A 13,583-nucleotide genomic window follows, 5' to 3' on the forward strand; every position below is an offset into this window, starting at 1 on the left:
TGAATATTGACCAGGCATCTGCTAAAACCCTTTCATTGTGAACACCTTCCCACTAAATACGTACCTTGATTTTAAATAACCACGCACTACAGAATGAAAATTATCCACTTACCCATCTTTGCGCTCATCAGCCTCCTGCTTTGCACCTGCGGCCCCGCCACAGAAAATGCTCCGGAGGAAATGACCGACGAGCAGCTCCGTACCCACGCAAATGAGCTGGCTCACAAATACATCATCACCGACGGTCACGTTGATTTACCCTACCGCCTGAAGGTGAAGAACTTTAAACTCGACAAAGAATACCTCGGTATTCCTATCCAAACGGATGCCGGCGACTTCGACCACGTACGCGCCGTGAAGGGAGGCCTCGATGCGCCTTTCATGTCGATTTATATCCCCAGTGGCCTGCAAAAGGAACCCGGCGAAAGCCCGAAGTTGGCCGATAGCCTCATCAACATGGTCAAGGGCATTGCCGATGCCCACCCCGATAAATTCCGGGTCACCACCAGCCCTGATCAACTGGAGCAAAACTTCAAAGATGGCGTAATGAGCCTCCCGATGGGCATGGAAAACGGGTCTCCAATCGAAGACAAAATCGAACGGGTAAAGGAATACTACGACAAAGGTATTCGCTACATCACCCTTACGCACGCCAAGGATAACCTGATCTGCGACAGCAGCTACGACACTACGGCAACCCACGGCGGGTTGAGCGATTTTGGTCGCGAAGTCGTTATGGAAATGAATAATGTCGGAATCATGGTCGACATCAGCCACGTAAGTGATAAGACCTTCTGGCAAGTGGTAGAAATGACCGACGTACCGATGATTGCCAGTCACTCCAGTGTTCGCCACTTTACGCCAGGGTTCGAGCGGAATATGGACGATGATATGATCAAGCGACTCGGCGAAGAAGGCGGCGTGATCCAGATAAACTTCGGTTCTACCTTCCTTGATGGTACGTTGCGCACCCGGCAAGACAGCCTGCGGGACGTTTTCAGGGAGCGAATGGAAGCCGCTGGCATTGAACGCGGTGACGAGGGTTCTGAAGAACTGGAGGAGGCCTTCAAGAAAGAATTCCCCACGCTGTACTCCGACGTCGAAATGGTAGCCAACCACATCGACCGTGTCGTCGAACTAGCAGGTGTGGATCACGTAGGCTTTGGCTCCGACTTCGACGGTGTAGGTGACTCTTTACCAACCGGCCTGAAAGACGTTGCCGATTTCCCTAACCTGATTTTCACCCTGCTTAAGCGAGGTTACTCCGACGAAGACATCGAGAAAATTTGCTCCGGCAACGTCCTGCGCGTCTGGCGGGCGGTGGAAAAAGCTGCTGCTGCTTCTTAGTGGTCAAGAACCGAGTAGGTACCCATCACGAAGTGGGTTGGAAAATACCATGGTGCTGAGCGCCTGTAAACATAACCAGCCGCAAGTCAACTGAATCCTAAACCTTTACGGTTCGGGTTTGAGAAAGTAAAAGCCCCCATCCGAAACCTTCGGATGGGGGCTGACTTCATTAAGACGGGAATACAAAATTAATTCACAATAAAACGTTTTGTCTGCCGGTCAGAGCCTGACCGCAGATCGAGCAGGTAGAGGCCTGCTTTGAGGCTACTTACGTCAAAAGTTGTCTGAACGGTTCCCTGCGCGGACTGCTCCATGATTTTGCGGCCCCTGAGATCCCAGACGGTAAGCTGTACCGAAGTCCCCTCCGCTGCCTGATAGACGACGTTGAGGCGGTCACTCGTTGGATTCGGGAAGATTTTAATCTCTGCGGTTGCGCTTATTTCCGGAAGTGCCAGAGTCGGCGCGGTTACAGAAACTTCTTCCTTAGGACCCTGCGGGCTCTCGTCCGTAGAGCTGAGGGCGAGACCAAATAATAAATAGGCCGCCTGCTCAGAAGTATGACTCCGTTCGTTGTCGCGGATTTGGTCTTCCTCAATGGCCAGGCGGAAACCGCCTGCACCAATTGGGTCAGCTTTGAATACCGGCCAGCCGCCATCATTTCCGTCCATGGCCGCTGAGCTGAGCACGCCACCCAGAAGGTAGAGGTTATTTGGCACGTTGTAGAGGTAACCGAGGCTACTGTTCTGTTGGCCTTTAACAATGTCGGATCCGACACCGGTAACATACTCCTCCCCGTTAATGGTGCCGCTTCCTGCCTCGATGACCACGTAGCCCAGCGACTCATTTGACCGGGTCCGGTCGTTATCTTCAGCAACGTGCTTACCCGCAGCGAAGCTGGATGGCGTTGGCGCATTAGACTGCGAGTTGGATCGGGACGCCCAGAATACACTAAAGTCAGCATCGTTTTGGCTCATCACCTGCCCCAACACTACGGGGTTTAGGTAAGCATTTTGATAGCTACGGTTTTCCCGGTAGTTACTACCCCAGCGACTTCTGGCCGCCGTGCGGGTGGAGGTCGTGAGGACTGCTTCCATTTTGACACCGTAAGTCGGGAAATCGTAGACGCCTTCTTCCACTACGAAATACTCAATGTCGTAAGTATCATTGGTATTTGCTCCGGGGCGCTGCGCCCGGATCTGGAAGGAGTTGGCGCCGGCATTCCTGACGCGAGCCACAACCGGGTCAAGACTGGTGCTGGTGATTACCGGTGTGGCGATCACTACGGGGTTGGTGTACTGATTCGACAGTTGAACCGTTTGCCAGCCATCGCCGGTGGTGGAAATCCGGCCACGCTCGAAGACGATCTGCGGCGTTGCCCCAATACAGAAATTTTGTGTTTCAGAAGCGCCGAACTGACCACCGTTCAATACCAAACTGCTGTTTTTCGTAATCTCGTAGTAGCCGGAACCGAGGCCGTTGCCACCCGCATCGAAGACCGTCAGGTCATAGCATCCGGCCGGCAGGCAAAGACTGTATTCAAGGTACATAAAATCAACTACGTATGGCCCCCCACTAGCCACCGTCTGACCGTTCCCGTCCTTGAGTTCCCAAGTCGTCTCGCCGGGATGATCGTCAAGCTGTATGCGAAAAAAAAATTCTTCGTCGTTACAGGCCGGAGTGGTGGAGTTGACGGTAAACTGCTGGTTGGCCGTACACCCGTTTGCATCAGTCACGGTACAAGTGTAAAACCCTTGTGGCAAATCATTGATGGTTGCCGTTGTCTGGTTACCGATGTTCCACAGGTAAGTATAAGGGACAGTACCACCGGAAGGGTTAACCGTTACGCTGCCGTTGGCTCCGTTGCTCGCATCCGTAACGGTGCCGTTGAGGACAATAGCCGTAGGCTCATTGACAATAGTACCACCAACGGTCGTCTGACTGCCGGAGGTCACGGTGACGAAATAAGAGCCTGCCGCTAAACCGCTGATGGTGGCCGTTGTGGCACCATTACTCCACTGGTAGGTATAGTTGCCTACCCCGCCAAATGCCTGGACGTTGGCGGTGCCGTCACTGCCGCCGTTACAAGTTGCGTCTGTGCTGCTCTCCAATAATTCCAGCCCAGGAGTGTATTCCCCTATGGTGGCGCTACCAATGGCTGTACATCCGTTCGCATCGGTCACGGTTACGGTGTACGTGCCGGGGGCCAAACCGGTGGCCGACAGGAAGGTCGACCCGCTGCTCCACAGATAAGTGTAGGGACCTACACCGGCAGATGGTGTTGCCGTAGCGTTACCAGTCGCCTGCCCCTGGGCACTGTCGTTGGAGAAGACGGTTACCTGTACAGCAGCTGGCTCACCGATGATAATCGAAGCGGTTGCCGTTCGGCTAAAGCTGGTCACAGTTACGATATAGGTGCCCGGAGCCAGGCTGCCGACGGTTGCCGTCGTAGCCCCATTGTTCCATAAGTAAGCATAGATGCCGGTACCACCCGAAGCAGTAACCGTCGCACTGCCGTCGGTATCTCCATTGCAGGTTACGTCAGTTGAAGAGGTCGTTAGGGTAACGGCAGGGGTGATGTCATTTACCACAACGGTAATATCTCCCGTACACCCGGTAGCGTCGGTGGCGGTGACGGTATAGCTACCGGGGGCCAGGCCAAAGATGTTGGCCGTAGTGGCTCCGTTACTCCAGGCAAAAGTGTAAGGAGGGACTCCCCCGGAACAGGTTGCGTAGGCCGAGCCGTTCATGCCGTTGGAGGCAGAAAGGGAGCTCGCTGCAGGGTTTACCCGGGTTGGTTCGGTGATGGTGACGGAGCTGCTTACCGCTACCGTACCAGAGGTTACGGTAACAGCATAGTTTCCGGGAGCAAGGCTGGTGATCCCGGGAGTCGTAGCGCCGGTGCTCCAGGCGTACTGATAGGCGCCCGTACCGCCGGCAGCAGCCACAAAGGCCGTGCCGTCATCGGCATTTTTACAGCTAATGTTGGTGCTGGTCATGTTCAGGGTTAGCGGCGAACCGGCATTAACGATTACCACACCGGCGGTAGCCGGACAACTATTGGCATCGGTGACGGTCACGGAATAAGTCCCAGGAGCGAGACCCGAGATTCCTGGCGTTGTTCCACCGTTGCTCCAGGCATAGGTATAGCCGGGGGTGCCACCGGAAGCCGCCACATTAGCCGTGCCGTTGTTCTGTCCCGAGGTAGCATCCGCACTACTAACGGAGAGCATAAGCACCGGAGGTTCGGTTACTACAATGGTCTCAACCACGAAGTTACTGGTGCTGATGACCGCAACCTGATAGGTGCCGGCCGGCAGTCCGGTAACCGTCTGCGTAGTAGCATTGTTACTCCACTGGTAGGTGTAAACGCCCGCTCCACCGGAAGGGGTAACGGTGATGGCGCCATCGCTTCCTCCGTTGCAACTGACCTGTGTTATCAGTGCGGTAGCCGTAACGGGCGGTGTATCGTCAGTAAGGGTTATTACCGCTGATTCTGTACAGCCGTTTGCGTCGGTAACCGTCACAGAATAGGTGCCGGGTAGTAACCCAGTGATGGTGGAGGTGGTGGCGCTATTATTCCAAAGATAGGCGTATGGAGCGGTGCCTCCGGATGGTGCTATAGAAGCATCTCCGTTATTTCCCAGCGTCGGGTTATTGGAGGAGGTGTTCAGGGCGAGGACCGCAGGTGCAGTGATGGTTATAGAAGCAGTTTCCAGATAGATGCTATTCGTAACGGTAACGGAATAGGTACCGGCGGTGAGTCCGGATATTGTTGGCGTGGTGCCACCGTTACTCCAGGCGTAAGACAAGGCGGCCTGGCTATATACATCGCTGACGGTAGCGGTGCCGTCGGCACCGCCAGCACAACTAATATCGGTGGAACTCATCGCCAGCAGCGAACGGTTACCGGTACAGAAAGCCTGGGTATACACCGCTCCGTAATCGCAACCAGCATGGATAATTCCTCCGTTGGTGATGTCTTCCAACTCGAAATACCCGGGAGGGTTACTATTAGGATTGCACAGGCCGTTGCTTTGACCGTCCCAAACCGCCAGCGCATAACAACCTTCAGGCAGGCAGAAGACATAGCTGTATAAACCTCCGGCTGTAACACCTAACTGGCTGAAGAATTCGGAGACTATCGGGGTCCCGAATTCGTCGTAAAGCTCCCAGTAGGTATCGCTGGGAGACTGGTCCGCCTGGATGGTAAGGCGCATTACGGTGCCACTGGTACAGCCTGTCGCACCATCCGTCACTACGAAATTGTCGACGGCCGTACAGCCGATGTTATCGGTGACCGTGACAGTATAAGTGCCCGCCACCAGGTTCATCAGGTCGTTGTTGGTAGCGCCGGTGTTCCAGGCATAGGTGTAAGGCGGGGTTCCACCGGAGGCGCGGGCACGGGCGCGGCCATTAGCGGAGCCCGCAGCAGCCCAGCCATCCATGTCCAATGTTGGTGTTGGGGAACCGCCGATGTTTACGAAATGCACTTCACTACAGCTGGTGCCGTCGGTAATGGTAACGGCATGGTTCCCCGGAGCCAGTCCGGTCGCAGTCGCAGTCGTTGCTCCGTTGCTCCAGTTGTAGATTAGGGGAGCTGTCCCGCCAGTCACGGTTGCCATGGCCGTTCCAGAAGAGGAATTACAGGCGGAAGGCGTACTGGTCATACCGACCAAAAAACAGTCGGGCGCGGTGCAGCCGGTGAGGCAACCCGCCGCGTCTACTTTGGCCCGAAGGAGCGCCCCTGGTTGTGGGCCGAAGCCGTTGGCCAGTCCGATGCCGACATTGCCCACCAGATGGCAATAACTCATGATGGTGCCGCCGCCTGAAGGTGGCAGCGGTGCTGCTGTACAGGAACCGAGACCGGGGTATCCCGCGGCAGGCCCGCAACCATCGATGGCGGTATTGTTACCATTCCACACGCAATCATGGGTGTGGTAAGAACCGAGGTTGTGGCCCATTTCATGGGTGATGACGTTAACCGTCCAGGAGTAGGTCGGCACGTTAGCGTAGGAATTGTAAACGTAGGAATACGCATAGTTGCGATTAGTACACAGCGCATTGAGATAAGCAACGCCCCCGCCAGAGGGGGCACCCCGGCTGATGAGGTGGGCAAGGTCGCCATTGAAGCTGGTACGGGTACTCTGGAAAATGCTTAACGCCGTCGAGGTGTTGACAGCGTTATAGGGGTCAGGTGACGTCCAGGCCATAACCTGAGACAGCTGGGTCGTGATGTTCTCGTTCTGGTAGAGCGTGGCCACCTGGTTCCACACTGCCTCCATCCAATTCATGGCACCTGCGACCCCGCCCTTCTCTATCACCAGACTATGATCAAGCTCCAGAAATACCCGGACACAATTCGTGGACTTGGAGCGCTGCCCGGCGTCTCCGTTGGCAATCAAGGCCATCAGGACCTGATCTTTTGCACTGAGGGGTTGCGTTTTTACGCCACACGTACTTCCGGATTCCACAAGCAAATCACTGTCCCGATACAGCATATGCCGGCCGGAAGATCTATCTCCGTCCTGCAGTTTACCCAGGGTAAAGGTGCCTTTAGCGGAAGAGATGGCCCCCATCACTTCACCATCCATCACGGACAAGGCCACCAGTGAATGGGCATCTCCCGCTACGGTGCCGCGATAATGAGCGATACCAGAATAAACCAGTCCTTTTCCGTCTGACGCATCGGTGATCAACGTGAAATCTTCCGTTAATACCTGAGCTTTTACCAGGTCCAGTTGGAAATCTCCGAACTGGCCTCCCGGGACAAACAGTTGCATGGTTTGAGGTGCCTTCTTTAGGTCAAAACCATCGGGTGTGAGGGCAAGTTCTTCATAAGTAAGAAGGACTTCGTCGGTGTTTTTATCGGTCTTCCTTTTATTCTGAGGGACCAGGGAAAGTAAGGATACCGGTTGAAAGGCCGGCTCTAGCGCGTGAGCATCTGCTACCAATTCCAGGACCGGTGACTGCAGCTCCTGAGCGTAGCCAAAAAAAGGCCCGAACAGCAGCAGGCACATAATGAGAAAGGGGGGTGTAGTCTTGAGGATCATAATAAAAAAACAGTTAGCTGAAGCTTCCACTTTGATCGTTTTGGAAATAGCGTAGCCCTGGCAACGCGGTGCGTTGATCTTGGGACACCGGGTCTTGGTGGACGAAAAGCGGAAGTTCAAAAAGCGGAAAAGCCGCTATGGGATGAATGAAATATGGTGAAATAGGTAGTAGGTAGCCACTGGGCATCCGTTTCATCCACTAATGACGGGCTTCTTCCTCCGAAAAAGAAGGTGGAATGATTAAGTGGCGGGAATGAGGTATTTAGTGGTTAATTTATTTTTGAAAGAGGAATAGCCTTGTGATAGGTGCGGCAGAGCTGCTACGCAGCGAATTGTTCTCACGGAGAGCGCTCAGAAGAAGGTACGGAGGCAGCACAGAGGTGCCGCTGTTATAGTTGCCTCGGTCATCAGAGGTGATTTTACGTTCGTGTAGCGAACGTGGCATTTACGAAGCCTGGCTAGTAGGGGCGACCCTCGCGGTCGCCCGACGGGCAAAAGATATTTCCGCCTCTGGTGCCCGCGGAAAGTTTATAAACAGGGCTTCCAATGTCAATTCGAAGGGCTGATTAGTTAAAAAACATCAGCCTACAAACCAAAAACAATCGGAACCAAGAGCGTAGTCACCACCCAACAGATCAGGTTCAATGGCGTACCGATGCGAGTGAAATCCCGGAAGCGGTAGCGGCCGGCACTGTAGACCATCGCGTTAGTTTGGTACCCGACCGGTGTCATGAAACTGGCGGAAGCAGCGATGGTGACGGTCACTAATAGCGGCATTGGGTCTACGCCCAGCTGCTGCGCAGCAGCAATGGCAACTGGTGCCAGCAGGGCTGCCGTTGCGTTGTTGCTCATGATCTCGGTCAGCACATTAGTGACCAAATAGATGCAGGCGATCAGGGCGTAAACCCCCAGGTTACTGATGGAGCCCGTAAGCAGCCCGGCAATGCTTTCATCGAGGCCACTGTTGCTCATGGCCTTGCCCAGGCTGAGGGAGCCGGCCAGTAGAAAAACGATTTTCCAGTCAATGGCCTCGTAGGCTTCACTCATGTTGATGGTCCGGCCGAGTACAAGGACACAAACGCCGACCAAAGCTGCAATGCTGATGGGCGTAATGCCTGCTGTGGCCAGGGCAACGACGCCGGTAATGGTGGCCAACACGAAGTAGAAACGGGTGCGTTTAAAGTCACTGATGGCGTCGCTCGACAGCAGGATGAAGGGACTGTCCTGTTGCTGTTCGATCCGCTGCAACTCGGCCAGGTAGTGTGTCTTTACTTCGGCGAGAATGACGTCGCCAGCCATCAGCGGAAGCTCGTAAAGATGTTCGTTTAAGGTTGCTTCCCGATGGCGGATAGCCAGGGGGACCGCGCGGTAGGCCCGACGGAAATCCACCTGACGGAGTGTTTTACCAAGGAATTCAGAATTGGGGGTGATCACCATTTCGACCAGGCTGGAGTTGTTCCGTTCCAGGCCGGTACCCATCATTCGTACACCAGAAGACTGATCAACGACGCGGACCCAGTCTTTTAAGCCTTTGATCTTCTCGCGGTCGCAACGGACTTTCAGGGTATCTCCTTCCACCAAACGGAAATCCCCGGGGGGGAGGGTGAAAAGGTCTTTGCCCCTGCGGACTTCGATGATGTCCATGTCCAGCTCCCGGACGATGGCCGAGTCCATGATGCGGCTGTCCGCCAGTTGGGAATTGTCCGGAATGACGATCTCGGCCAGGTAGTCGTGCAGCGCGAACTGATCGGCGAGGCTTACCTCGGCTTCCCGATCGGGCAGGAGACGGCCGCCCAGGTAGGTCAGGTACACCACGCCGATCACCAAAAGGACGAGGCCGACTGGCGCCAGCGTGAAAACAGAAAAACCCGGCAGGCCGTTCTCTTCGGCAATGCCACTCACCAGAATATTAGTGGAAGTGCCGATGAGGGTACACATCCCGCCCAGGATACTCGCATAAGAAAGAGGGATCAGCAGTTTGGCCGGGTTTATTTTAGCCGTGGCTGCAATACGGCCCACAATGGGAATGAATACCGCAACGACCGGGGTATTGTTGATGAAGGCGGAAACCGCAGCAACGAGCAGCATCAGCCGCAGCGTCGCTTTTTTGGGTTGCCGGCGGAAACGATCGGCCATGCGCCCGGCCAGCATTTGCAGGGCACCGGTTTTGAGCAGCGCGGCAGATAGGACGAACATGAAAGCTACCGTCAGCGTCGCGCCGTTACTGAACCCGTCGAGCCCTTCGCCGGCGCTGATGACGCCGGTGGTGACCAGGGCGACGATGATCAGCATTGCGATCAGATCCACCGTCAGCCACTCCGTCACGAAGAGGATGACGGCGGCAAGGGCGACGAGAAGAGTGATGAGTGCGGGAGACAAGTTGGGCTATTGGTTCTTTGGTCTGTTGGGACGTTAGTGGGACGAAGATAGGGCGAGTGAATGGGAGAATTAGTGAATGGGTGAATCGCTGCCGCACTGGGATACTCACTTGTATCATTGTGAAAGTATAAAGTTAGCTTCGTTCGTCTCCTCGCCCGGTAATCGTGGGTGAAGACGATGCTAATGCTTCTTCTTTTCGGGCGCCAACGCTGGTGCAAGGGTTTTACCGGAACGAGTGCGCTCCGCGCGCGAGCATTTTCGAAGCAGTGCTTCATTAGGCGCGGCCGCGGGTGCAAAGTGATGGATAAAGGAGCAAGGGGGCTAGCTTAGTCTTCAAGCCAGCGGGCGTAAGCTTTTCGCCTAAGCTCAATCTTTTCCTGAAGTTCCTCTTCAGTACTGGGAATTATCTCGAAAGAGGCGAAAACACCTTTGATGATCCTGGAAATTTCTGGATCCTTGAGTTTTGCCTGACCAGCCTGCCTGATTTTTAAATCACCCTGAGAAATGATAACCTGGTAATTAGTAGGGTTTAGTACCAGGGCTTCTGCATACTTTTCACTTGCGTCAGCGAATCTGTTCTTGGCTGCAAACTTTAAGCCTAAAAAATATACCAGCCTACTTCGGTGGTTGGTACTATCCTTAGGTATCCGGCGCAAAAAACGAACTAGTTGCTTAAGATCAGGGTGCAGAAATTCAGTAGTGTCTATAGAAACGGCCATTTCTGAACTGTAGTACGGGGTGCTGTCAAGCGTGAAACGTGCCCTTGCCAAAGTTTGAAACGTTCCCAGTGTTCGGATGGAGCTGACTTTGGCGAAGTGATTTTTCCTGAGCGGGAATGAAAAGGTGAATCCCATAGGGCAGTCAATTTGACGGCTATCAGAATTATACACCCGCCAGTTACCCTCGTCGTCCTTTACCTCCAGCCAATCTTCTGCTGTTCCGTTAACGGCCTTAAGCATAACGGTACTATCCGTCCGATTAATGACCCATGCTTTGAACTGATTTGCAGCGGTGTCTTCTCTGAGCATAACGATGATGCTATCCGCCGGATAGCGATCAGGGTTGGGCAAAGCACTGCGCTGACCGCAAAGAGCTAGGCTACAGAGCAGGGTCCCCATCATGATCAGACCATATTTCATCAGGCTACTTTCTGGTAAGATGCTGCATACTGGGTTTATGGTTGGTGAAACACCCTGCCCTTTAACCTTTCCCTGCACCTGCGGCCGCGCCTTAACAGTCAGGGAGTCAAACAGTCAAGTAGTCAAACAGACTTAAGTTTACCTGACTCTCTGACTGCTTGACTTTCTGACTCGTTGACTCCCTGACTATATATTCAGCCAATAAGTAGCCTTCGCCACCAACGACCGGTTCCGGGGTGTCCACCCCAGGGTGTCGTAATTGTCGGTATACACCAGAAAGAAATCCGACACCGGCGCAAAGCGCCATTGCAGGCGGGCGTTCAGGTTGAAGTTGTTGAACTGCTCGTTGTACTGCAGGAAAGTGGTCAGGAAAACGGTTTTGCTGAAGGTCAGGTCGATGCGCGGGCCAATCAGGAAAAGTGCCGTGCTGGCGTAGGGCTCCGGTAGGTCGATGTACTGGAAATTGAAGCGCAGGTCAATACTGCCCAGTGGCTGATACCGGTAAACCAGCCCGCCGCCAAGGCCGTAGCTGTTGCCGTTAAAGAACTCTCCTGCTTCCAGCTCGAAACTGGAACTGAACTTCTTGCGCCGGTCGCTCCGGTACTCTATGCCTGCCCGCCAGAAACCGTAGTCCTGGTTACCGGGGAGCGGGGTAGCATCGGTTCGCGTCGGATCAAAACCTTCGAAGAGATAGATGTTCTGAAAGCCGGTGCCAACGGTTAGCTGTTGGGTGTTGGTGTATTGCCATTCATACTGGAAGTCGTAGTTGTAGTCCGTAACACCTTCTCCCGGTTGGGTAAACGCCTGGACTTCGACGGATGGACCTTTCTGCACGACGTTAGGATTGTCCGGATAGTCGATGCGCTGTGCCTGTATGTTGGAAGTGAAGAAACCCTTACGGGGCACAAAACCGACCTCAGCGTTGTATTCTTCCCCGACGTAGGAGTGGAAGTAGCCAATGTTCCAGTTCCGTTCCCGGTATTCCAGGTTAAGACCATGGACGTAGTCGTCACCATCTTCCCGATCGGAGAAGCTGCGGTGGAGGAAAGTCTTCCCGTTCCATTTGTTGTTTTTGGTGGCCAGGTTAAAATCGATCCCGGCAACGCGATTAAAGTTCAGGTTGGTTTCTGTGCTGTCCGTAAAATCTCCGAAATTCTGTTTGTTGACGAAGATGCCCCCCAGGGCCGAACGGTCACCAATTTTCCGCTGGCCTGCGGCGACTGTATAGTTATAACTCGGCAGCCCCTGTTCGAAATTCGCAGCCGTCTGCATGTTGAGTAATCCGATACGGTAATCATCGTTGAGCTTTCCGCTGAGGCGAGCACCGTAGAAAATGGGGTTTTGGATGGCCACCCCGGTCGTCGTATCCTGGGCAACGCCGATCCGCCGGCTGAAGAAGGGGTTGGACCGCTCGAAGCCGAAGGAACTGAACAAGTCGGCATTTTCCAAGAAGAACTGCCGTCGTTCCGGAAAAAAAACCTCGAAGCGGGTGGTGTTGATGACCTGTTGGTCTACCTCCACCTGGCTGAAATCAGGGTTAATTGTGAGGTCCAGATTGAGGCCGGAACCGATCCCGATCTTGGCGTCTCCACCGATATTGCTGTTCCAGTCAGTGGTCGTCTCCGCTTCGTAATCTTTAATTGCGCCGCCGCCGATGTAGGGGATGAGGGTTACGTTGCCGCCCTGCGCCTGCGGCGCACCACCAATGAAGTCGATTTTACCCATGTACGCCAAACTCATGATGGTCTGGTTTTGCGGGATGCGGTGCCAGGTAGAACGGGTATTGGCCTGCGTATCGAAACGGTAAGAATTGAAGTACCACTGCGGGTCGCCATCGGGGAAACGGAGGCTGGCGAAGGGAATGACCATTTCCAGCGACCAGTATCCGTCCCCGATATAACTCTCCCCTCGCCACTTGTTGTCCCATTCTTCCCGAAAATCATCGCCGTTTTCTCCGCCGTTATAGATCAGGGCTTCCCGGGTTACACCATAGGGGTTCATGCCAAAGACTATGGCGTTGGTCTTATCCTTAAAGGGGTTGAAGAGAAAGGTAATATTGTCGTTACCTCCGGCGCGATAATCCCGACGTAAACTTGGAATGACGAAGTCAGAGCCACTACCATAGCATATTGCAGCAACGTAAAGGTTTTTATCGTCGAAGCCAAAAAATATCTCCGTCTGGTCCTTAACCCGGGTGGTGTCTGAAGGGAAAGTCTCCCAAAAATTGGTGGCAGGAACGCTTTGTCGCCATTCGGGCTCATCAAGTTTTCCGTCCAACGTGATACCGTTGGGCAGTAGCACGGCCGTTGCTGAAGGCTGGTCATCTGCAGTCAAAGGGTTAAACTGGGCAGTAAGCAGCAATGGCAGCAGGGTAAAAATCAGTACTAGTCTCACGTTGGGTATTCTTGGTCGGAGCGAAGGAAGAAAGGCAAAGGTGCTTGCTATCTGTTCTAACAAGCGCCAAAGTTAGAATTTGTTGTGAAGTCGCTATCAGGTCAGGTTGTTAACGCAAAGTAAAAGCGCCGCTTCCCCGGAAAGGGAAAGCGGCGCTGAATTTACATACTGTTCTTGGGATTAAATGGGAACTATTATTTCTAAACTAAAAAATCGTGGGATTAAGATCGTTGTTCATAGCGTATTTCAGAATGTTTTCGGTTATCTGTTTTAC

The 13,583-nt window shown here is 53.9% G+C and carries 5 protein-coding genes; 1 reads left to right on the forward strand and 4 read right to left on the reverse strand.

Annotated elements, in window-relative coordinates; translation table 11 throughout:
- Positions 1–93 precede the first annotated feature (93 nt).
- Complete coding sequence (locus tag B036_RS0109575) at positions 94–1,347, forward strand: dipeptidase (RefSeq protein ID WP_020568488.1); 1,254 nt, start codon at positions 94–96, stop codon at positions 1,345–1,347.
- Between the two features lie 188 nt (positions 1,348–1,535).
- Here the strand turns inward: B036_RS0109575 and B036_RS31875 are convergent, their stop codons facing one another.
- The 4 genes from B036_RS31875 to B036_RS0109595 all read right to left on the reverse strand — a co-directional run bounded on the left by B036_RS31875 (position 1,536) and on the right by B036_RS0109595 (position 13,309).
- A complete protein-coding gene (locus tag B036_RS31875) occupies positions 1,536–7,397 on the reverse strand; it encodes a T9SS type A sorting domain-containing protein (protein WP_083926169.1) in 5,862 nt (1,953 codons plus the stop codon).
- A 585-nt stretch (positions 7,398–7,982) separates the two neighbouring features.
- Entirely contained in the window at positions 7,983–9,776 is a 1,794-nt protein-coding gene (locus tag B036_RS0109585; protein WP_020568490.1) for an SLC13 family permease, read from the reverse strand.
- Positions 9,777–10,102: 326 nt separating this feature from the next.
- The gene (locus tag B036_RS0109590; RefSeq protein WP_020568491.1) at positions 10,103–10,915 is read right to left on the reverse strand and encodes a tetratricopeptide repeat protein; all 813 of its coding nucleotides are present in this window, start codon (positions 10,913–10,915) and stop codon (positions 10,103–10,105) included.
- A gap of 186 nt (positions 10,916–11,101) precedes the next feature.
- Entirely contained in the window at positions 11,102–13,309 is a 2,208-nt protein-coding gene (locus B036_RS0109595; RefSeq protein WP_020568492.1) for a DUF5916 domain-containing protein, read from the reverse strand.
- Positions 13,310–13,583: the final 274 nt, after the last annotated feature.

The sequence above is a fragment of the Neolewinella persica DSM 23188 genome (assembly GCF_000373105.1).
Classification (GTDB): domain Bacteria; phylum Bacteroidota; class Bacteroidia; order Chitinophagales; family Saprospiraceae; genus Neolewinella; species Neolewinella persica.

Coding starts and splice junctions, on each gene's coding strand:
- B036_RS0109575 (WP_020568488.1), top strand. CDS start 94: ATGAAAATTATCCACTTACCCATCTTTGCGCTCATCAGCCTCCTGCTT.
- B036_RS31875 (WP_083926169.1), bottom strand. CDS start 7,397: ATGATCCTCAAGACTACACCCCCCTTTCTCATTATGTGCCTGCTGCTG.
- B036_RS0109590 (WP_020568491.1), bottom strand. CDS start 10,915: ATGAAATATGGTCTGATCATGATGGGGACCCTGCTCTGTAGCCTAGCT.